The organism is Aquimarina mycalae, assembly GCF_029906345.1.
Lineage (GTDB): Bacteria > Bacteroidota > Bacteroidia > Flavobacteriales > Flavobacteriaceae > Aquimarina.
In genome coordinates, this window is sequence record NZ_JARYGY010000001.1 from 400,295 (window position 1) to 423,072 (window position 22,778).

Annotated in this window: 24 protein-coding genes; 5 read left to right on the forward strand and 19 right to left on the reverse strand. The window is 32.1% G+C overall.

The genetic code is table 11. The features are described from left to right. Positions 1-128 precede the first annotated feature (128 nt). On the reverse strand, positions 129-1,868 hold the full coding sequence (locus QBK95_RS01625; protein WP_280929845.1) for a helix-turn-helix transcriptional regulator: 1,740 nt from the start codon (positions 1,866-1,868) through the stop codon (positions 129-131). Between the two features lie 371 nt (positions 1,869-2,239). Here QBK95_RS01625 and QBK95_RS01630 point away from each other — a divergent pair, with 371 nt between their 5' ends. The 5 genes from QBK95_RS01630 to QBK95_RS01650 all read left to right on the forward strand — a co-directional run bounded on the left by QBK95_RS01630 (position 2,240) and on the right by QBK95_RS01650 (position 6,712). Then, positions 2,240-2,797 (forward strand): RNA polymerase sigma factor, encoded by a 558-nt coding sequence (locus tag QBK95_RS01630; RefSeq protein WP_280929847.1) that lies wholly within the window; start codon positions 2,240-2,242, stop codon positions 2,795-2,797. Between the two features lie 160 nt (positions 2,798-2,957). Beyond that, a complete protein-coding gene (locus QBK95_RS01635; protein ID WP_280929849.1) occupies positions 2,958-3,854 on the forward strand; it encodes a MerR family transcriptional regulator in 897 nt (298 codons plus the stop codon). A gap of 19 nt (positions 3,855-3,873) precedes the next feature. Continuing rightward, positions 3,874-5,367 carry a bifunctional phytoene desaturase/3,4-desaturase gene (gene crtID, locus QBK95_RS01640; RefSeq protein ID WP_280929851.1) on the forward strand — a complete coding sequence of 498 codons (1,494 nt, stop codon included), beginning with the start codon at positions 3,874-3,876 and terminating at the stop codon, positions 5,365-5,367. Positions 5,368-5,394: 27 nt separating this feature from the next. Then, entirely contained in the window at positions 5,395-6,234 is an 840-nt protein-coding gene (locus QBK95_RS01645) for a phytoene/squalene synthase family protein (RefSeq protein WP_280929853.1), read from the forward strand. A gap of 28 nt (positions 6,235-6,262) precedes the next feature. Next, a complete protein-coding gene (locus tag QBK95_RS01650; RefSeq protein WP_280929855.1) occupies positions 6,263-6,712 on the forward strand; it encodes a sterol desaturase family protein in 450 nt (149 codons plus the stop codon). A 1-nt stretch (position 6,713) separates the two neighbouring features. Here the strand turns inward: QBK95_RS01650 and QBK95_RS01655 are convergent, their stop codons facing one another. The 18 genes from QBK95_RS01655 to QBK95_RS01740 all read right to left on the reverse strand — a co-directional run bounded on the left by QBK95_RS01655 (position 6,714) and on the right by QBK95_RS01740 (position 22,762). After that, positions 6,714-7,274: a TlpA family protein disulfide reductase gene (locus tag QBK95_RS01655; RefSeq protein WP_280929857.1), complete on the reverse strand. Its 561-nt coding sequence runs from the start codon at positions 7,272-7,274 to the stop codon at positions 6,714-6,716. 125 nt (positions 7,275-7,399) lie between these two features. Then, positions 7,400-8,314 carry an anti-sigma factor domain-containing protein gene (locus QBK95_RS01660; RefSeq protein WP_280929859.1) on the reverse strand — a complete coding sequence of 305 codons (915 nt, stop codon included), beginning with the start codon at positions 8,312-8,314 and terminating at the stop codon, positions 7,400-7,402. Positions 8,315-8,390: 76 nt separating this feature from the next. Beyond that, entirely contained in the window at positions 8,391-9,059 is a 669-nt protein-coding gene (locus tag QBK95_RS01665; protein WP_280929861.1) for a Crp/Fnr family transcriptional regulator, read from the reverse strand. Positions 9,060-9,285: 226 nt separating this feature from the next. Beyond that, positions 9,286-10,731: a nicotinate phosphoribosyltransferase gene (locus QBK95_RS01670; protein WP_280929863.1), complete on the reverse strand. Its 1,446-nt coding sequence runs from the start codon at positions 10,729-10,731 to the stop codon at positions 9,286-9,288. A 108-nt stretch (positions 10,732-10,839) separates the two neighbouring features. Continuing rightward, positions 10,840-11,994 carry a hypothetical protein gene (locus QBK95_RS01675; protein WP_280929865.1) on the reverse strand — a complete coding sequence of 385 codons (1,155 nt, stop codon included), beginning with the start codon at positions 11,992-11,994 and terminating at the stop codon, positions 10,840-10,842. 76 nt (positions 11,995-12,070) lie between these two features. Then, complete coding sequence (locus QBK95_RS01680; protein WP_280929867.1) at positions 12,071-12,805, reverse strand: metallophosphoesterase; 735 nt, start codon at positions 12,803-12,805, stop codon at positions 12,071-12,073. After that, positions 12,802-13,353 carry a 2OG-Fe(II) oxygenase gene (locus QBK95_RS01685; RefSeq protein ID WP_280929869.1) on the reverse strand — a complete coding sequence of 184 codons (552 nt, stop codon included), beginning with the start codon at positions 13,351-13,353 and terminating at the stop codon, positions 12,802-12,804. The genes QBK95_RS01680 and QBK95_RS01685 overlap by 4 nt, the downstream gene beginning before the upstream one ends. Positions 13,354-13,364: 11 nt before the next feature. Beyond that, positions 13,365-13,904, reverse strand: a complete 540-nt coding sequence (locus QBK95_RS01690) for an RNA 2'-phosphotransferase (RefSeq protein ID WP_280929871.1) — start codon at positions 13,902-13,904, stop codon at positions 13,365-13,367. A 79-nt stretch (positions 13,905-13,983) separates the two neighbouring features. Then, positions 13,984-14,526, reverse strand: coding sequence for an LOG family protein (locus QBK95_RS01695; protein ID WP_280929873.1), 543 nt, complete (start codon positions 14,524-14,526; stop codon positions 13,984-13,986). Beyond that, complete coding sequence (locus QBK95_RS01700; protein WP_280929875.1) at positions 14,523-15,032, reverse strand: O-acetyl-ADP-ribose deacetylase; 510 nt, start codon at positions 15,030-15,032, stop codon at positions 14,523-14,525. The genes QBK95_RS01695 and QBK95_RS01700 overlap by 4 nt, the downstream gene beginning before the upstream one ends. A gap of 16 nt (positions 15,033-15,048) precedes the next feature. Further along, positions 15,049-15,636, reverse strand: a complete 588-nt coding sequence (locus QBK95_RS01705; RefSeq protein ID WP_280929877.1) for a DUF4291 domain-containing protein — start codon at positions 15,634-15,636, stop codon at positions 15,049-15,051. A 27-nt stretch (positions 15,637-15,663) separates the two neighbouring features. After that, positions 15,664-16,491: a TIGR02452 family protein gene (locus QBK95_RS01710; RefSeq protein ID WP_280929879.1), complete on the reverse strand. Its 828-nt coding sequence runs from the start codon at positions 16,489-16,491 to the stop codon at positions 15,664-15,666. A gap of 23 nt (positions 16,492-16,514) precedes the next feature. After that, entirely contained in the window at positions 16,515-17,063 is a 549-nt protein-coding gene (gene ybiA, locus QBK95_RS01715; RefSeq protein ID WP_280929881.1) for a riboflavin biosynthesis intermediates N-glycosidase, read from the reverse strand. Next, on the reverse strand, positions 17,060-17,518 hold the full coding sequence (locus QBK95_RS01720; protein ID WP_280929883.1) for a nucleoside 2-deoxyribosyltransferase domain-containing protein: 459 nt from the start codon (positions 17,516-17,518) through the stop codon (positions 17,060-17,062). Before QBK95_RS01720 ends, ybiA begins: the two co-directional genes overlap by 4 nt. Positions 17,519-17,525: 7 nt before the next feature. After that, positions 17,526-18,350 carry a ribose-phosphate diphosphokinase gene (gene prs / locus QBK95_RS01725; protein ID WP_280929885.1) on the reverse strand — a complete coding sequence of 275 codons (825 nt, stop codon included), beginning with the start codon at positions 18,348-18,350 and terminating at the stop codon, positions 17,526-17,528. Positions 18,351-18,573: 223 nt separating this feature from the next. Further along, positions 18,574-19,254: an NUDIX hydrolase gene (locus QBK95_RS01730; protein WP_280929887.1), complete on the reverse strand. Its 681-nt coding sequence runs from the start codon at positions 19,252-19,254 to the stop codon at positions 18,574-18,576. A 113-nt stretch (positions 19,255-19,367) separates the two neighbouring features. Further along, on the reverse strand, positions 19,368-20,000 hold the full coding sequence (locus QBK95_RS01735) for a beta/gamma crystallin family protein (protein WP_280929889.1): 633 nt from the start codon (positions 19,998-20,000) through the stop codon (positions 19,368-19,370). 494 nt (positions 20,001-20,494) lie between these two features. Further along, positions 20,495-22,762 (reverse strand): aconitate hydratase, encoded by a 2,268-nt coding sequence (locus QBK95_RS01740; RefSeq protein ID WP_280929891.1) that lies wholly within the window; start codon positions 22,760-22,762, stop codon positions 20,495-20,497. Positions 22,763-22,778: the final 16 nt, after the last annotated feature.

Below are 22,778 nucleotides of genomic sequence, written 5' to 3' on the forward strand. Positions count from 1 at the left end.
CACAATAAAAAAAGAAAGGGAAAATTGATATTTTTAAATTATAAATCTAGACACTCTTGCTTTTAACTTAAGTACAAGCTGTATTCATTCTCTATTATAAAAAGATCTTAGAACAAATTATAAAACTACTAAGCAACTACTCTTTCTTCGTTAGAAACCTGATCCATGTAGTTTTTTAAAGAAAGCTCTTTTGGTATTTTCATTTTTCTTTTAATACGGCTTCTGGTGTGTTTTACGGTATCTGGGGATACCATTAAGATATTTGCCGTTTCTTTTAAGGATAAGTTTAATTTGGTCAATAAACAATATTTAACCTCAGTTTCGGATAAATCAGGATGTGATTTTTTTAAGTTATAGGAGATTCCAGGATATTGGGTTTGCAATCGATCCGAAACCTCTGCCAGTTCGGTTCCTGAAGATATTAACCTATTGACTTTTGTTTTTAGAGTATTGATTTCTGGAGTAATCTGTGTTATGTTTTCTATCTCTTCCTTTAATTCTTTTAAAACATTCAATTTATTAGTTACTTTAAGTGCTACCAATTGTAACTCATTTTCTCTTTGAGCTACTAATTCTTGTAAAACTCTAGATTCTCTAAGTCTTAAATCGACAATTGTCTTATCTTTTTTCTTTCCTTTCTTTATAAAAACATAGATAAGTATGGCAATCAAAACTAAAATCAAAGCGATGGCCAACCAAAGTACCTGATTAGTTTTAGTTATATTTTTTTCTTTTAACTGTAGATTATTATTTATTAATGCGGTTTGTGCTACTTCCAGGTCTTTCTTTTGAAGTTCATTTATAAAAAACTTGGATATTAAGTTATCATCAGTAATAGTAATCTCTGATAATAACTCTAATTTTTCTTTATTCAATTTCTTTGCAAGTGTATACTTTTCTTGTTTATATAAATATCCTACCATTTTATCTTTATAAAATATCTTTTCGTAAATAGATAATGGGGCTTCGCTTGCTTTGGTTATAAAGGATAATGCTTTATCATCATCCCCTATATAACTATAGTATAAATAATAGTGATAATACATCATTTTTAATTCATCTTGATTTCCAGATAGTGGCTCAAAATCATTCATTGCAGAATTCAATACATCTAATGCTTTGTACACTTCTCCTTTTTTGTAAAAATAGTAGCTCATTAAATTTTCTGCGACCCAATATTGATATTTATGGTATTTATCCTCTAGCGTGCCTATCTTGGTTTTATCAATCCAGCGCTTAGCTATATCCATATCATTTTTTATAAAATACAATCTTGCTAAAGAATTATAGGCATCATATCGATAATAGGTGTCAGGATAATCTTTTAAGGCATTTTTTATATCTGGTATCAATTGATTTACCTGATCAAGAGGGTCTCCATCCTGAAGTAATAATAACTCTGCTATATTAAGTAATATATAAAAAATTGCATTATCATTTTGCGATGTTAAAGCTAATTCATATGCTTTACTATAATAATTAGTTACATTAAAATTATATCCAAAAAAACCAGACTCAATAGAAGCTATCTTATTATAAATTTCTATTTTTTCATCAATAGACATCTCATCTTTGGTATTTTCAGCTAACTTCTTGACTTTTTCTAAATAATAAAGACAACTATCTTTTCTGCTCTTAGCATAATGATCTCTCAATATTTGCGTCGTATAGTAGCGTTCTTTAATTGGTAAGTTGAGCTTCTTAGATAGTACCAATAATGTATGGAATTTAGAATTTGCTCCTTTATCACCTCTAATTGGTTCAGTTTTCACCAATTCTTTGAATCTATCGAGGTCATCTTTAGTACCTTGAGCAGATACTACCATTAGAGAGAGAACAAATAACATAGATGCAAAAAACCGTTTCATGTTATAGAATTTTCGATACAACTAAAATTACAAATAATTTATGAACAACATATGTTCTATCATATCTAATAAATAACCATTTACTTTCTTTCTAAAATTGATGTTTTTTTCATCTACAATTCATAAGATAAAACGACAACTGTAGTAACAGAAAAAAACCAGAACACTTTCTTTAAAAGAACGTATACACTTAAAAATATGGTAATTAACCCCATAATACACATAATACACACGCATAAACCATCGCTACACACACCTTTTACACACCTGAATTTACTGAAAAATCTCTCTTCTCAAAATACATTTGTCGAGCACAAAACAATACAAATAATAAAACAATAGTAATTCAATTTTATAACTATTCAGATACTATGGGGCAAGAATTCAAAATTACTGAAAAACTACTCATTAAAGGATTAAGTACAGGAGATCAACAGTGCTACAAAATTATATTTGACACATATAATAACTGGTTATGTAACTACGTATGTAAATTATCTAATGACATGGATTTATCAAAAGATTTGGTTCAAAATGTAATGCTACGTCTTTGGGAGAAAAAAGAATCTTTAGAGATTAAAACTTCTTTAAAAAGTTATCTTTTTAGAGCGTGTCATAATGAATTCTTGATGCACATTAGAAAACAAAAAAAACAAATTGATCTGCTTGATCAATTAAAGTTAGAAACATTATATGACACCAATAATGTGCTTGAGGAAAATCTATTGGAATCTTATTTTATAAAAATTGAAAAAGCTATAGAACTATTACCTACAAAATGTAAAAAAGTTTTTAAACTGAGTAGATTTGAACAAAAAAGAAATAAGGAGATTGCCAAATTATTAGGTATTTCTTCAAGAACTGTTGAAGTACATATTCGTAAAGCTATCAAATTGATAAAAGCACAAGTGTCTAGATTTTTATTTTAATCAACAAAATCACATTGTAGTTGTCAAATAATCAGCTTTTTATAGCTTTAACATGTGTTTTATACATTTTTTTAACAATTAAAATTCATACTTTAACAAGCTTAGTTTGCTTAATACTCCTTTTTTTTATTTAAATTTGTTTAACTTTTATACTTAAAAAGTGAACAATATTAAACAAAATTTCAGTATTAAGGATCTTGAAAACTTATGTGGTGTAAAAGCGCACACCATAAGAATATGGGAAAAAAGATACAATTTATTATCACCAGATCGAACTCAAACGAATATACGTACATATAGTTTAAGAAATCTTCAGAAGTTACTTAATGTAACTTATTTAGTAAATAGTGGCTACAAAATTTCTCGTGTTTCTAAACTTAATAATGAAGAGATCGATGAATATGTAAGGAGAATTGTTTCTGATAACAGCACTAAAAATCAAGCAATCAATTCTTTAAAAATATCCATGCTCAATTATGATTTACAATTGTTCATGGATACTTTCGAACAACTATCAGAAAAAAGAACATTTAGACAAATTTTCACTGATGTATTCATCCCTTTGCTTACAGAAATAGGTTTATTATGGCAAACAAATACGATCAGTCCATCACATGAGCATTTTATCACCAATTTGATCAAACAAAAGCTATTGGTTAACATCGAAAAACTACAATACGTTAATCCTACGAAAACGGATAGAGCATTTATTCTATATCTGCCAGAAAATGAAATACACGAATTGGGTTTATTATACATAAATCACGAAATACTATTAAAAGGTTATAAAGCCATTTATTTAGGTCCTAGTATTCCGTTAGAAAGCCTTCCTAATCTATTATCCTTTCATGAAAACACAGTTTTCGTATCTTATTTTACAGTAAGACCAGAAAAAGACAAAATAGAAGAATATGTAAATCAATTTAATGAAATAGTGTGTGCAAAAAGATTAAGTGAATTCTGGATGTTAGGTAAGCAAACCATGAATCTTTCTAATGATAGTGCATCCAATCATCGCTATTTCTCTTCAATTGGAGATTTAATAACAGAATTATAATTAGCTGTATATTCCTAATATGTCAAAAAAAGTAATAATCATTGGCTCAGGTTTTTCATCCCTTTCTGCTTCCTGCTACTTAGCACAATTAGGGTATGATGTTAGTATTTATGAAAAAAACGATACTGTAGGTGGAAGAGCGAGGCAATTTGTTAAGGATGGATTCACTTTTGATATTGGTCCTTCTTGGTATTGGATGCCTGATGTCTTTGAGAAGTTCTTTAATGACTTTAGTCGATCTGTATCTGAATTCTATACTTTAGAAAAATTAAACCCTGCGTATAAAGTCTTTTTTAAAAATAAAGAAAGTATCAGTATTGAAGACACATTAGAAAAAATTTATATCGCTTTTGAAAAAGAAGAAAAAGGAAGTTCTGAGAAATTAAAGACTTTTATTACTGCCGCAAAAAACAACTATGATGTAGCTATTAAGGATTTAGTATATCGCCCAGGAATATCTCCGTTAGAGTTGGTGACACCAACAACAATTAAAAAAATTGGTCAATTTTTTAGTACAATCTCAAAGGAGGTTCGTAAAGAATTTAAAAACGAAAAATTAATACAGATCCTAGAATTCCCTGTATTATTTCTTGGAGCAAAACCAAGTGACACTCCTGCTTTTTATAGTTTTATGAACTATGCGGATTTTGGATTAGGTACCTGGCATCCTAAAGGCGGTATGTATCAAGTGATATTAGGCATGGAGACTTTAGCTAGATCACTTGGTGTAAAAATATATACCAATGCACCTATTCAAAAAATTATTGTGGAAGGTGGCATTGCCAAAGGAGTTTTTACTACATCGAAAAAAGTCATTGGAGATATTATTTTGTGCGGTGCCGATTACCATCATTGTGAAACCTTATTGGATCAAAAATATCGCCAGTATTCTGAAAAATACTGGGAACGCAAAACATTTGCTCCTTCCTCCCTTCTATTTTATGTTGGATTTGATAAAAAACTAAAAAACATACATCACCATAATTTATTTTTCGATACTGATTTTGATCTTCACGCTAAAGACATTTACGATGACCCTAAATGGCCAGAGGATCCACTTTTTTATGCAAATTTCACATCAGTAACAGATTCTGGCACAGCTCCTTCTGGAAAGGAGAATGGTTTTTTTCTAATTCCGTTAGCGCCAGGAATTGAGGATACACCACAACTTAGAGAAACTTATTTTAATAAAATTATAACCAGATTCGAAAATCTAACGGATCAAAGTGTGCAAAATAGTATTATATTTAAAGAGTCTTTTTGTGTTAAAGACTTTATTAAAGAATACAATTCATATAAAGGAAATGCTTATGGAATGGCCAACACGTTACTCCAAACTGCTTTTCTAAGACCTAAGTTAAAAAGTAAAAAAGTATCAAATCTCTTTTTTACCGGCCAACTTACTGTTCCAGGACCAGGAGTACCACCGTCATTGATCTCGGGTAAATTAGTAGCCGGAATCATTGAATCACAATACAAAGTATCTAATAAACCTAACCTGCAAGTTGTATAAAAAACAACTTACACATACATCTTAATTATGAAAGCAATATTTGATTCTGTTTCTTATAATTGTAGTAAGATCGTTACCACGTCTTACAGTACTTCCTTCTCTCTTGCATCCAAAATGTTAGCAGATTCTATACGACAAGATATTTATAACATCTATGGATTCGTAAGATTTGCCGATGAGATTGTGGATAGCTTTCACGATTATAATAAAGAACAGCTGTTTAATGATTTTGAAACTGAAATGTACAGGGCTATAGAAAACAGAATAAGCCTTAACCCAATTATTAATTCTTTTCAGCATACAGTGCATAAGTATAATATCCAACCAGAATTATATGAGGCTTTTATGAAAAGTATGCGTCTGGACCTTCATAAAACTGATTATCTAAGTGATGCCGAGTATAAAGAGTATATCTATGGTTCTGCTGATGTAGTAGGTTTAATGTCCTTAAAGGTTTTTGTAAATGGAAATCAAACTAAATATGACGAACTAAAGCAGAGTGCAATGCATTTAGGTTCAGCTTTTCAGAAAGTAAACTTCTTAAGAGATTTAAAAGCAGATTTTGAAGACTTAAGTCGTACTTATTTCCCAAATACAGACCTTACCCAATTAGACGAGATGTCTAAGCAAAATATTATTGATGAGATTCAGGAAGATTTCAATAAGGCATTCGAAGGTATTATGAAACTTCCTGTAGAGGCAAAATTTGGTGTATATACTGCCTACATTTATTACAAAAAATTATTAAATAAATTAAAGGCGACTCCATCTCTAGAAATAAAAAACACTCGCATTAGAGTACCTAATTATCAAAAATTCGGACTATTAGCGAAGTCTTATTTTGACTACAGATTGAACCTGATTTAATAATTTTCTTTGACACAATATATTTAAAATGAATATCTTGATTTGGATATCGATTTTTATAGCCACTTTTTGTTTTATGGAGTTTATGGCTTGGTTTACTCATAAATATGTTATGCATGGTTTTTTATGGTCTTTACATAAAGATCATCATCACAAGGATCATGGTAGTTGGTGGGAACGAAACGATCTTTTTTTTGTATTTTATGCTGTAATTAGTATGTCTTGTATCATGTTACACGACCCTATTACTTTTTGGGTGGGTAAACCTATTGGTTTTGGAATACTTGCATACGGAATTGCATATTTTATAGTACACGATATTTTTATACACCAACGGTTTAAACTATTTAGAAATGCAACTCATTGGTATGCAAAAGGGGTGCGAAGAGCTCATAAAATTCATCATAAACATCTTGGCAAACATAAAGGTGAATGTTATGGGATGTTATTTGTTCCTTTTAAATATTTTAAAAACTAATTTACTCTGTCAATAACTGATCTAGTGTCGCTCTTACCTTATCTGTATTCCAGTCGGCAGCGCCTACTTTGTGAATCACAATATTTCCTTTTTTATCAACAAGGTATGTACCAGGAATAGGTTTATGCACAAAAGGTTTAGGATGCTCTGATAAGGCTCTGTAAATCGGATAAGTGTAACTCTTATCACTCATAAATTTTTCCAATTCTGGATCATCATCTTCTGTTAGAAACACAAAAACTACACGGTCTTTATAATCATTGTATAATTTTTGTAATGATGGCATTTCTGCAATGCAAGGAGGACACCAAGTCGCCCAATAATTTAACAATATCACTTTGCCTTGAGCAGTATCAAAATTCATAGACTCTGTATTTACACCATGTAATTTCCAATCATAACTTTCTACCTTAGCTCTTTCTTCGACAGCAACTAAGCTTGGACTAAAAGAGAACATTCTAGTAAGGAAAATTTGCATCATTCCTCTGGTATTAGGAATAAAAAACAATAATAAAATTATTACAAAAACTAAGTTAGATATCTTCTTTCTATTGAATTTCATAAAGGATAAGGTATACTAAAGTAATACTATTTGTCTGTGAAAAATTATGTCCTTACAAAAGTATATAAATAAATAAAGCGCAATCATTGATTGCGCTTTAAAACTAACAAAAAAACAACAATGAACTATCTTGTTACGCTTCCAGTTGGAAAGGAAGCTGCATTAAGTCCAAAATCGTAAGCTGTTGGAGCTGTATCCGTACCTGCTGTTCCTACCAGTGGTTTAAGAACAAAAGGTGCAGGAGAGTTATCTGGATCTGGTTCTACTGAAATAATTACCATCCTATTTCTTATATCAAGTGGAAAAGTAACTCCCATTGGAGCATTTCTAAAGAAATCTTCTCCTGGTAATGGTGGTCCGTCAAATACAGTTTCACTAAACCCATTAGGATCACCTGCATTATCGTCACTAACATCAAAAGAACTAAATGTTCCTGTAGAAAGAGGTCCGTTGTCACCTACTACCCATCCTTCATATTTCCAACCTGTTAAAGCAGGTAATGTTAAATTAGGAGAAGGTGGCATACCAGGAGTACCAAACCATACTCCATACTGATCATTCATGTTATTTGGAGCTCCATTAGGTACATCCTCATCTGTAGGAGCTCTTAGGAAAAATGTTCCTGCGGCATTAGCAAAATCTCCTACTGGACCTAAACCTACCATTGCAGTATTGGCAGCATTACCTGTACCAAATTCTCCACGTAAAAGTTTGGTTGGTGCTGGTGCAGGATCTGGATCCGGATCTGGTTCGATTGATAATACAAATGCAGTAGCTGCATTAAGTGTTTCTGTATTTACACTAAATGTAGTACTAGATAATTCACCTGTGCTATTTACAGAAAAAGTTCCTGTAGATACAGGAGATCCATTTACAATTACCCATCCTTCATATAGATAACCGCTTCCAAGGTCTTCTAACCCATTTAAATTAAGTGTAAGATTTGATTCTGTAACTACGTTACCTGAATCATCATCGTCACTACAGGAAATAGCGATTAATCCTATCGCTAGAATTCCTATAATTGATTTTTTGAACATTGCTTTTTGTTTTATGATTATTATTATACCATAAAAGTATATCCATAAAACTTTTTAAAGTGTTAGCTAGCTAACATTAGGCAACATTTTTTAATCGAATCTCTTTTCTATTGAAATCAATACGCTTAGATTCTTTCAATTCATTCATAATGATATTTAATGTGGGACGAGATGTTCCTATTAGATTGGCAATATCTCTTTGTGTATATGGATGCTGAATTACGGTATCTCCTGTATTCGGACAGCAATACCCATAATCTTCTTTCAACTCATCAAGAAATTCTAATAATCTTGTTTTAGTATCTTTAAAAAGAAGTAATTGTAATCTTCGTTCCAGACGCTTAAAGCGCATTCCTATAAACTTATATACTTTAAGACTGAATGTCTGATTATTTCGCATCAGATCATGCATTGTCTGAACTCCTATTGGACATATCGAAGTAGCATTATCCACAGATTGTGCAAATTCTGTTCTTCGGTCTTCTCCAAGAATTGCTTTTTCTCCAAAAAGTTCTCCACGTGTAAGAATAGCTTTAACTACTTCATTTCCGTCTTCAGAATAATATCCTATTTTTACTTTTCCTTTTTCAATTAGATATACTTTATTCGCTGAGTCTTCTTCAAAATAGATATAATCGCTCTTTCTATACGCGTCAAAATCGTGATCTTTCTTATAATTTTTAAATTTATGAGGACATAATACCTTGAAGAGATTGGCATCCTCAAAAAACCAGATAGCACTCATGATGTTTGTGTTTTTTTAAGTTAGTCCGATATTATATAGATAACATCAAAGAAAGGGTCGTAATTTAAACGCAATCCTTACAAAGAAATTATGAAATTTTATTAATTCTATTTCCCAATATCTTATTACTATAATAACAGTTGATGTGATATAAACCCTATACTCATACATACAAAAAAACTCCCAAAAAATGATTCTGGGAGTTTTTATAACCGATTGCTTTTATTTACTGTAAGATTCGTTTTCTTATCACCGATAAATTATGATTTACTATCAATTGACCATCTTTAAAAACAGTCTTAAATAATCCTTGCGCTTCTTCTTCTTTAGTGCATTGATCTTTTAAGATTATGGTTCCATTATGTTTCTCTAATTTCATAAGTCCTTTAGCAGATTTCTTAGTTCCATCATCAGTGATTGGGTCTTTAAAAATTTCTCTTCCTTCTCCATTCACTTCTACATAAGTTGCTTTCATAGCAAACCCAAAAGTATCTCTTGTGTTATATTGATATGTAAAACTTCCTATCCCTAGTACTACATTGGTAGAAGCAAACCCTTTTTGTTTAAGACGTTCACAAATCTGGGTAGCTCTATCTATAGTAATACTATCTCCATAAATAGCACCAATCTTTGGATTCAATACTTTATATCCTTGTTCGTTTACCGTTCCTCCAAATTCTTCCCATAGCAGTTCAATAACTCCTTTGGAGATTATCGTATTTTCGTGTGTACAACCACATATAATATCTACAGGATCACCAGAATCTGGTCTAATAACTAATTTTCCGTCTCGTTCAAGAATTTCATTTTTTAGCTTAGGTAAATATTGAGTTAGTACTTTCCATAAATCCCAGGTATCAGAAACTACTGATAAAATACCTGTTGGATAGGTTTCTAATAATCGTCTAAAGGTGCCTATCTCATCATCCTTACTACCTGCGCACATTACACTATGTTCTGTAGCATTTACACTACCAATAACTAACTCTTTGGTTACATCAGCATTATAATACATCTCATAAGCTTTTGCTACAGGTAATGTATCGCTTCCAGAAAAAGAAAGTGCATGGCCCATACCACTAAGTATTGCTGATTCTGTACCAGACATCCCTCTCATAGAAAAATCGTGACCTTGCCAGGTTATAAATTCCAGATTTTCTTTATCTGTTTCTGATGCGTATTTACTAAGTATTTTTTGATATTGTTTTGCTATGGTAGCAGAAGTACAAGGCTGCCAAATGATACTTGATAAAAGTGTTTCTAAATAATTTGTTAGCCAAAAGAATTCTGATTTGGTATTCACCAAAGTAAACATAGGAACTCTAATTGGTACTTCTGTTCCTTCTGGTAATGCTTTAATTTCTATAGGAAGATATCCTAGGTCATGTAATGCAGAAATATGAGTAACATCGTAATCAACTCCTAAATAATTATCTACATATTTTTTATATTCTGAAACTACTTCTTCTTTAGGAAGATTAAAGAAACTATCATTAAATCTTTTTATAAGATATTCTTTAATAAAATATTGCAACCCAAAAAATACTACATTATCAATTCCTGCAATTCTACTCTTTCTTGGAGTCCAGTTAGAATATACTAAGGTAGTACCATCTGGATATTGTTCTTTGTGACCTAATTTATAACCGTCTGTAAGTAGTAATGGGTTCATAATATATTATTTTGCGTTAATTATACGCAAATATAGTTTTTATTTTCTTACTTAGAAAGTTTTTAAATGATTTTCTTTAAATCATTATCAAAAAATATGGTAACAACCCTAGTCTTTTTGCGAGTTGTTTAAGTATTCTTTAAACATCTCCTGAAACTTTTTCAGGTCCATTTTTTCATTTTTAACTTCTGATCCATCTTTATATTCTATACAATATGAATGTACACCTTTCTGAAAAAATTGTATCCCTTTAATTCTATCACCAATACTATCAGTTACGATATAGCCTCGATAAACTTCAGGTTCTTCCAGATACTCCTCTTCTTCACGTTGTACTTCTTGGATAATAGCTTCTATCAAGTCATTGAAAAAAACTTGTGCATTTTGAGTTAAAAAAGTGTTCGGATTATCAAAATAAATATTTGAAATCGCTATCAAATCCGATTTGGTTGAATATTCCTGAAAACCGCTAGTCCCATAACTATATGTTTGATCATTTAGGTCATATATGAATAGGGTGCTATTCGCTGGTATTTCCTGGATATTTCCTGGAATAAAATATTTAGCACCGATTTCTTTATCGTTGACGGTATACAAAGCTTTCCATCCTTTACGTCTCTTTACCAATCGAACTTCTAGATTTTCTCCTGCAATGGCCAAAGTTGGTGATGTTATGCTAATCATATTAGATCTCAATGTTATTGAGGTTCTCTGGTAATAGTGCATTGCAAATACATCAATATGCAGTTCTGTAGTTTTTTGGTTTTCTATTCTCTTAGAGAATATTCCTGAAGGTACATCTCCATATTCATATCCATCTACAATGCTACCATTCTCATATATAGATTTGATATTTAACTTTGATTTATAGCGGTTCTTGATATATTCATCATAATCCGTTTCATTAAATATTTCTTCCTCTGATTCCTCAATCTCATCTATTTCACCAGAATCTGTTCCAAGTGCCATTTGATATACATCTAAAGAATATTGAAACTTTGCTTCTCCATTCTCGTAATAATCAACTCTAGGAAACTCTTTATTTCCACTTGAAAAATATCCTCGATAAGGTTTCCCGTTCTTATAAAAACCCTTATATGTTTTTTGAGGTTTCTCTATAATTACAAAAGAATCATACTCGATAACTTCATCCATATTTTGAGATTTTATAGTATTAGAAAAGAAAATATACCATACTAAAAGAAAAGGAATCTTGATATTGGAATTGATTGCATATCTTAATGGAAATTTCAAAGCTTTCATTTTTAGTATTTCGAATAATAAAAATCGTTACTATTTTCTATAAAAACCACCCTGTTTTCAGGTAAAATTAAACGGATTAGTTTCGCCCTTTTTCATCAGGATACAACGAAGGTAGCGAATCACTTTGCCAACATTCTTTAGTATCAATATCTAATATGGTGAGTTTTCCCGTAAAAGCCGCACCTGTATCGATATTCCATAGGTTATATGCTTTTATTGGTTTACTAATTTTATAATTAGTAGTAGGTGTATGGCCAATATAAATCTCTTTATAATGACGGAATCGTTTTGGAGAAGTAAGCATGTTAGTTAAAGTCTTTTTAGCTACTTTATCTGCAAGTAATGCTGCTTCCCATAAGGTTCTGTCCCAATAATAATTAGACTCGTATTCTTCTTTGTTAACTCCATGCATAGAAGTAAATCCTGCATGAACAAAAAGTCTATTTTTCGAATCTATATAATAATTCTGTAGTTCATTAAAAAACTGTTTATGTGAGTTTTTAGTTATCATGCCAGATTGGATATAACTATGCATAGTTTCTTTTCCTCCGTGAGCCACCCAAACAGGATTAGTCGCTCCTTTATCTAGCCATAAACCACACCAAAGATCGTGATTACCACGAATGAAAACACAAGAATTAGTTTTAGATAATTCGATAAGTTTCTGGATGGTTTCTGCAGATTCGCCCCATCCATCAACATAATCTCCTAAAAAGATTAATTTGTCTTCTGGTGTTACTTTAGCTCTTTCTAAAACCTGTGCTAATGCTCTGTAACCTCCGTGAATGTCTCCGATTACAAGTGTTCTCATTCTCTCAATTTATACATTATATCAGTTCTTAACACATATTTTGTTCCTGATACAATAGGTTTTCCTTCGTGACGTAATGGATGATGAAATAATAATGCTTCTCCTAGTTTAGGCATAATGGTAACTCCTTCTTCAAAATAGGTTTCTCCTCCTTCAAAATCGTCATTTAGATATATCAAAAATGAGAAGAAACTACATTCCTTTTCATTTCGTTTATAACTACCATCTCGATGCATTTTAAATCGTTGCCCTTCTTCATACTTATAAATACGAAACATTTCATTAAGGCCATGTGCTTTATAAACCTCAAAATCCTGCTCGACATAAGGTTCCAATTGTTTCCATATCTTATCAGCTAACAATTGATCTTTGAACATAATTCGCTGATTATTACGAACTCCTTTTACCATCACTTGTCTACCGTCAATAGAGACTTTAGCTTCTTCGAATGAAACCTGTTCTCCTTTCTCTATGAAATGATCACACATTTCTTTTGAAAGAAATTCTTCAATTAAGAATATTTCGGGATGTAGTACTGTTTTTTTCATCATGGTTTCATTTAAAACTCAATATATTCTGAAGCAACTGTATCTGTCAACCATACGCCATTATCAGATTGATAAAACTCGATACCATTACGATACATATCTCCTGATCGAACGGTTAGTATTATAGGAACTCCTCTTCTGGAACCAACCTTCATTGCCGTTTCTAGTTCTTCACTAAGATGTACGTGATGTCTGCTCATTTTTAGCAAACCTTTTCTTTGTATATCTTCTCTGAACTTTCCTACCGTTCCGTGATATAAAAATTCTGGTGGCTGTACAGGTGTATATTCTAAATCAACTTTTATAGAATGTCCCTGATTCGCTCTGATTTTAGTTTCATCATCATTGAATGTAAAACGTTTTTTGTCATTAGTAGCAACAACTTCTTTTAGTATTTCCAGATTTAGTTGATTTCGATGTGTATTTGCTTTGCGTATTAATTCGTCTACATCTGCCCAACCGTTTTCATCTAATTTTAATCCAATCTTTGCTGGATTGTGCCTTAGTATAAGGCTTAGAAATTTACTTATTTGTTTCGTATTTGTTTTCATTTTTGTTTCTTTTGGTACTCTGAACCAGTCAAAGAGTAATTCTTCTATGGATTTGCTCCGACAGGCTCAGCATTACACTTTAACTCAATTCCTGAGTTTTATTTATTATTTCTTTTAGTTCTTCATAACCTGAAAGTACAGTAAATAGATCATGCTCATATTTTGGTATAATATTTTGTTTTAATGAATTGACAATTACATTCCAGAAATCTCCAATCAAAAATATTTTAGGTCTATTGACCATTGATTCTTTTCTGATAATATCTAATGTCAAAAACACTTCAGATAATGTTCCGATGCCTCCTTTTTGAATAATAAAAAGTTCTGTTTCATCAATTAGCTGTTCTAATCTTTGATACAACGTTTCGGTTACCACGGTTTCCGTTAGAAAATTATTCCCTTTTGCTGAGCCAACTTGTTTACAAGTAATCCCAATAGCCTTTCCTCCTGCATCTGTAATTCCTTTGGACACTGCTTCCATCATTCCTCCGTATCCTCCATTTTTAACTATATATCCTTTTTCAGCTAACAAGGAACCTATTAGTAAAGTCTCTTTATATTCTTTACTTTCTCGATTCTTACCCGATCCTCCGAATAATGCTGCATATTTTATCTCTTTCATATCCTTAACAATTCATCATATAACTTATAGTTCTCTTCATCAAAACAAACAAAAATCACCTCTTCTATTTCATCTGATTTAAAATCATTGACCGTTTCAACAGCAATTTTGGCTGCTAATCTTTTTGGAAACTTATAGATTCCTGTACTGATGTTGGGAAAAGCAATAGTTCTTACACCATTATCCACTGCTAATTGTAATGCATTGACATAACAACTTCTCAATAACTCTTCTTTTATTTTTCCTCCAGTATCCCATACAGGTCCAACAGTATGAATTACATATTTAGCAGGAAGGTTACCAGCCGTAGTAATTACTGCTTCTCCTGGATTACATTTTCCTTGAGTAGCTCTAATCTTTCTACAAGCTTCTAAAATTTCTAAACCTCCTTTTCGATGAATCGCACCATCTACTCCACCGCCACCTAGCAAAGAAGTATTCGCCGCATTGACAATAACATCTACATTTATAGTAGTAATATCAGATTGAAGTAATTTTAGTTTCATTTTATGTTGATTTAGCTTACCTAATTCCTATTCTTTGTTTTATATCATCAGGAACTTCATATATTTTTTCTCCAGGTACTATTCTTTTAGCTTCTTTATACTTTCCATCTTTTAACAACAAACGAATTTTCTTTGTTAATGGAGTTAGATCGATTATTTCCTGTATCCATTCTTCGTTATATTCTTGTATCAAATCTCTACCAATTCCTACCTGAATGGACCTAATTTGCATCTTAGCTCCTTTAAGGGTTCTTTCTGGATCCCATTGAATATGAACCTTAGCATTTTGGAATTCCTTATTCCATAAAGCTCCACTTTTATAAATTGATTTATCTGGATCTGTTAGTACTCCAATTGATAAAGCTTTTTCCCAATGAGTTCTCTTTATTTTTATTCCAAGGATGTACTCTTGATTCGATTTTGTTCCCCAATTACTCCGTTCCATTAACCACAGATAAGAGGGTTTGATCCAAGTCATTCGATTAAAAGAAAAAGGTGATTCGAACTTATTATTCTTGATAGCAGATACCGCAATAGATTTACCATATGCCTGATATACCGTTATTGTTTCTCTATTATAATCCGCTCTTATTTCTTGAATCATTCCCATTTCTACTAGGTTATTTTAATTTCATTTCTCAAATTCATTCTGAAAAGCTTCTATATACTTTTTGCTTTTAGCATAAATTGCAAAAACTACTTTCTCAAATACTCCTCTATACTTTCCTTTTAATAACTCTGAAAACAATCTCGCTATCATGTTTGGATCATTCTGAAATACTCCACATCCCCAAGCTCCTAAAATCAAAGTTTTATGATCGTTAGCTATCGAAAGTGCTAATAATTTATCAATCCTTACTCTCATTATATCTTCAATTTTGGACACCTTATCAGCCTCAAATCTTTTAACTACTCCTTTATTAACAGCAGCAGCCGTAATTATCGAACTTACTATTGGTGTATCAAATAACTCTCCTTTATCGTTTCGTAGAATCGGTACTTTAGGACTATAAATCATGCCATCTGTATATATACATGATTTCATTGCTCTGTGCGTTTCATAAAATTCTATTGCAGATAATTGACACGGATATAATCCCGAAGATCTGGCTATACTTTCTTCCTGAGCTTGTGCTCCATTAAAAAAACCTCCTCCAGGATTTTTAGCAGAAGCAAAATTTAAACACATAGGATTTAAGAATCCTGCAGAAATTAATCTTTGGATACTATTAATAGTTGTTTCTTCTACAACTTCAAAAACTGTATTGTGTATCGACTTTAATGGACGAGCATATAAAATATCATCCAGTTCATCCGAAGAATGATAAATTGTTCCATTTACAGCTTCCTCTTGTATCTTACGAATATATATTTTTTCGCTTTTTTGATTAATATATAGTCCTTTATTTATGATTTTTAAAGTTTCCTTTGCTGTTATTTTACGTAATGTCTTTTGCATTTTTTAAATTTTTTAAATGCCCTTTATGGACTTAGCATATCCCTTACTTCCATCAATGCAAAACCTAAAAGGTTCTGACCTCTCCACAAATTAGGATTCTTTGCTTTTTCGTTTGCTTGTCCCATTCCGATTCCCCATATGCGATCTCTTGGACTCGCTTCTACAATAATTCTTTTCTTTGTATTTAATAAAAAGGTTGCAAGTTCTTCATGCTGAGAGAACTTATGGAAGTTCCCTTGTTTTACAATTTCATATTTATGAGCATCCCACATCTTAGGATCGAAGTTTCTAACCTTTCTACCTAGTTGTTTAGCTTCCATAGGTTGATTACAATCAATAATCTCTTTCAAAATTTCAGTGTCTTCAAACAATCTTGCTTTTTCAGCCATCATCCAATGTTCTGCAGTTTTATAAACAACCTTTTCTACTTCAAAAGATTGATTCCACCATTGACTAAAACAACTTTTACCTACACTTCCATCCTTATTGGGCGTATGTCCCCAAAAGAATAGATACTTTAAACTTTTTCCTTTGTTAAATTGTTCTTGTATAGTTTGTATTGTGTATTTCATTTTAATTTCTCCTTTACTTCATTAATCAATTCTTTTAAACTACTAATTTGTAGTACCTTATATCGTTCACAAACCACATCTACATTCCCTTTTCTCCAAAATCCATCTGGACAGCAAACGACTAATTTTCCACTTCTGGCAAATAATCCTAATTCTAATAATGTAATTGGTGACTTGGTATTTTTATCAAAGTACATTATAATCATTTCCGATTTTTCCAAAGCTTCTAGTTCCCAGTTTACCTGTTCTTTAAAAACAGGATTCTCTATTTCCTGTTTCCAACTAGCATCCCAACTTACCCTTCTAGGGTTTAATAAGGTTACATTATCCTTAGATAACTCTCTGATTATTATATCCTGCCAGTTTTCGGCAACACCAACTTCTATACTTCCAGCTAAAAACACACTTAGGTTTTTATCTAATTCTATTTTTGATGATGCTGTTATTAGATTCATTATTTACTTATTTTATTACTGGAAACTGTATTACTTTTTCTTCTTCTAAGTCTCTAAAAGAATTGGTAGTAAAAACGGTATCAAATGATTTTGTTAGTTCTTCAAACCCTTTACTAAAAATCCCATGACTTACTACAAGACTCAGTTTTCCAGCATTCTTTTCCTTTAATGCTGTGGCTAGCCCTAAAAATGTTCCTCCACCATCACAGATATCATCTACGATCACACAATGTTTTCCTTTTAAATCTTCTTCATATACTCTAAATCCAGAAAGCTTTCCTGTTTTTACATCTCGTTTCTTAGAGCATTCTACCACTTCTATTCCTCCTAAATATTCTGATACCTTATAAATCTTTTTTAAAGCACCGCCATCAGGAGAAATCAACAATACCTCTTCGGGTATTTGTTTTAAACACTGTTTTACAAACTCATAATTCTGAATTACTTTTACATTATTGAGCAATGCTGGAGTTACCTCAGAATGGGGATCAAAAACAGTTACTTGGTTATATTGTTGAGCATTTATAATGTCTGCATATACCTTTACGCTCAATGATTCTCCACCAACCATTACTCTATCTTGTCTTGCAGCAGGAAAGTAAGGAATCAATACATTAATCAATTTTACATCCATTCTTCGAAGTGCATCTGTAGCTACCAACAGCAAACCAACATCATTAAACGAATTCAATCGATGTGTAATCGTTACTTCATTATCCATCGACTCTTCAGAGATTTTAATGTGTGGTTCTCCTCCATTAAACACAAAAGATGTAAAAACTATTGATTTTCCGTATGGAGTAAACGATGGATCTAAATGTAAAAACTTCATAATTGTGTCATTTTTACGCAAATATAAAACAGAACAGTATACTGGCAAAATATTTTGCGTAAAAATTACAATAAAAAAACAATGTATTGATATTTGGGATGTTACATTTGGATTTCAGTCCGCACTTCGACAACCTCAGTATGACATACTGAAATGCAAAAAAAAAGATATAAGAAGATATTTCTTATTATATATCTGTACTGATCAAAGTACGTACAGAAATTTACTTTATATCAAAAAGAAATCCTTCCTTTTGTAATTTGAAGTATTGTTTTTGATTAAATTTAAAGAGGTTTGCAGGTCTACCTCTTCCTTCTGATACTTTTTCTTCTAATTCTTCGAGGATATCAAAACTTAGAATTTTCTTTCTAAAATTTCTTCGATCTATTTTCTTATCGAGAATAGTCATATATAATTTCTCTAAATCAGAAAACAAAAACTTATCTGCCAATAAATCAAAACCTATGGGTTCATAAGTAAGTTTATTACGTAATCTTTTCTGCGCCGTATCCAGAATTTGGGCGTGATCAAACGCTAATTCAGGAAGTTCATTCATATCAAACCAAGCCACATCATTAGCATCAGTGTCTGCTTTTATAGAATGATGCTCTGGTTTTACTAGTCCAAAATACGTGACACTTATAACACGGTTTCTGGGATCTCTATCGGGTTTCCCAAAGGAATATAATTGCTCTAGATAATCTACTGTAACGTTGGTTTCTTCTTTAAGTTCTCGCTCTACAGCATCTTCTAGACTTTCACTTTCTAACACCAAGCCTCCTGGCAATGCCCATGAATTTTTAAACGGCTCTATGTCCCTCTTAATCAATAACACCTGCAATACCTTGTCTTTATATCCAAAGACCACAGCATCAACAGCAACTTTTATATTTTGGCGTATCATATACGCAAATTTACAAATCTTACTATAAATTATCACCTAAAACGATAAATAAGCTTTCATAAAAAAATCAGGAGCATACACTCCTGATCCTTTTTTTTACAACTTCTAAAATATTATAGATATCTACCTATCATACTAGAAACTTTATCATGAAGACCTACACTTCTCATGTTAGGTACTGCCTTAACTTGCCCTGGACTTAGAACAACATTATACACTCTTCCTCTATAATTATCATGCTCAAAGTATTGAGCCAAATACGCTCTTGAACTCTGATTAGTCACAATGCAAGAAGAAATAAGATCATTAAATCCATGAGGACGCAGACTTGGATAAGCAAAATTACCTGAACCTCCTAAAGGGAAACCTAAATAATTTTCATGCTGATATCCTGTACTTCTTGCTATTCCAGCTACTTTGGACATATCTCCTTCTATAGCAAATGTTGCTGTTTTTTCCTGAATGAATGTATTCATTTCATTTATATCATCGAATAAATAAAATATATCCTCATTCCCTATTTCAACAACATTACTAGACGAGATAGCTCTTAGCAATTTTTCACTGACACCAGATTCAACTGGCTCTCCATCTCCATTAAACTGAACGGTATACTCATTACTTTCGTAAACAAAGGTTTTTGTTAGTACATTTTCTAGTACTAATTCTTCTTCTGTAATTATCCCTTCCTTAGAACAAGAAAAGATAGTTAAACAAAGTGCGATCAATAAAGATACTTTTTTCATGGTTTTAAAAGTTTAATAATACATTGCCTACTCTATTTTTTAGGGTTTTTCGACTTCCTCCCAGATTTACTGCGCAGTAAATAAAATATATTTGTTGGTCTATATATTTATAAGATGAATGTACGTATAGCAATGTAAGCATCAACAAGTATTAGGACTTACAACATTATTTTGAGGATTACCAACAGAAATAAGAGGACATATGAAAGGGATAATTCCCCTTAATTGTCAAAAATTAAATTAAAAATGTTTCTATCAGAACACTTTCTTGAATGATCTAGTTAGTTTTTAAAACCAGGGTTAGTACTTATAGGTAAGAGGTATATGTTTTTAGCATTAAAATTCTGACACCAAGCAGTATTATTTGTAATTTCTAATCTCTTCTATAAGAATAAACTCGTTAAGAGTACACTGTAAAGCCAATTTGTTAGTTATATAAAAAACTCCCTGAGTTTGTCAGGGAGTTTAGAAAATATAATGGTTATGTTTTTTTCTTAAGCGTTTTGCTTTTTAATTAAATTTAAAGCAGAACCTTCATTATACCATTCGATTTGCGATTGGTTGTACGTATGGTTTACTTCTATAACATCTTTAGAGCCATCAGCATGAACAAACTCTATATTCAATGTCTTTCCTGGTGCAAATGCATCTAAATCCAAGAAATTGATTGTATCATCTTCTTGAATTTTGTCATAATCTGCTTCATTCACAAATGTCAACCCTAACATTCCTTGTTTTTTAAGGTTTGTTTCGTGTATACGTGCAAATGATTTTACGATTACGGCAGCAACACCTAAGTGTCTTGGTTCCATTGCAGCATGCTCTCTAGAAGAACCTTCTCCATAGTTGTGATCACCTACAACTATTGTTCTAATTCCAGCAGCTTTGTAGGCTCTTGCAGTATCTGGCACACCACCAAATTCTCCTGTTAATTGATTTTTAACGAAGTTTGTCTTTTTACCAAAGGCATTTACAGCTCCAATTAGACAGTTGTTAGAAATATTATCTAAATGTCCTCGGAAACGTAACCAAGGTCCAGCCATAGAAATATGATCTGTAGTACACTTTCCAAAAGCTTTGATTAATAACTTTGCTCCTTTTATCTCATTACCTATTGGTTCAAAAGGTGTAAGTAATTGTAATCTCTCTGATGTCGGACTTACTTTTACCTCTACACCGCTTCCATCTTCTACTGGTGCTAAATATCCATTATCTTTTACCTCAAAACCTTTTGGTGGTAATTCCCACCCAGTTGGTTCGTCAAACATAACTTCTTCACCGTTTTCATTGATTAATTTATCTGTCAACGGATTGAAATCCAAACGTCCTGCAACCGCAATAGCTGCTGTCAATTCTGGAGAAGCCACAAATGCATGTGTATTAGGGTTTCCATCAGCACGCTTCGCAAAGTTTCTATTGAACGAGTGAACTATACTATTTTTTGGTGCATTTTTTGGGTCATTATATCTTGCCCATTGTCCAATACAAGGTCCACAGGCATTTGTAAATATTTTAGCATCTAGTTTTTCAAAAATTCCTAAAATACCATCTCTGTCTGCGGTATATCGTACTTGTTCAGAACCTGGATTAATACCCAGTTCTGCTTTCATCTTTAATCCTTTGTCTAAAGCTTGCTGTGCGATTGAAGAAGCTCTTGATAAATCTTCATAAGAAGAATTGGTACATGAACCTATTAAACCCCATTCTACAACAAGGGGCCAATCATTTGCTTTTGCTTTTTCATTCATAGTAGTACCTACTTCAGTAGACAAGTCTGGTGTAAATGGTCCATTCAATAATGGTCCTAACTCAGACAAATTGATTTCAATTACCTGATCAAAGTACTGCTCTGGATTTGCATACACTTCTGGATCTGCTGTTAAATGTTCTTTTACTTTGTTAGCAGCTTCTGCAACATCTGCTCTTTCTGTAGCACGTAGGTAACGCTCCATTGATTCATCATATCCAAACGTAGAAGTAGTAGCTCCTATTTCTGCTCCCATATTACAAATGGTACCTTTACCTGTACAAGACATGGATGTTGCACCAGGTCCGAAATATTCTACAATAGCACCAGTTCCTCCTTTTACGGTAAGAATTTCTGCTACTTTTAATATCACATCTTTTGGAGCTGTCCAACCTGATAATTTACCAGTTAATTTGACTCCGATTAATTTAGGAAACTTCAATTCCCAAGCCATTCCAGCCATTACATCTACTGCGTCTGCTCCTCCTACTCCAATCGCTACCATTCCTAAACCTCCTGCGTTCACAGTATGAGAATCGGTACCAATCATCATACCGCCAGGAAAAGCATAGTTTTCTAATACCACTTGATGAATAATCCCTGCTCCTGGTTTCCAAAATCCGATTCCATATTTATCAGAAACCGATTCTAAAAAGTTAAACACTTCACTACTAATATCATTTGCATTTTTTAAATCTGCTACAGCACCTTCTTTTGCTTGTATTAAATGATCGCAATGTACTGTTGTAGGAACTGCTACTTTATTTTTTCCTGCTTGCATAAATTGCAATAATGCCATCTGAGCGGTTGCATCCTGACAAGCTATACGATCTGGTGCAAAATCAACATAATCTTTACCTCTTGTAAACGCTTTTTTCGTTTTACCATCCCAAAGATGTGAGTACAAAATTTTCTCTGCTAATGTTAAAGGTTTTCCCGTTACTTCGCGAGCAGCATCTACTCTCTCAGCAATTTGAGCATACACCTTTTTTATCATATCAATATCGAATGCCATAAGACTTTTATATATT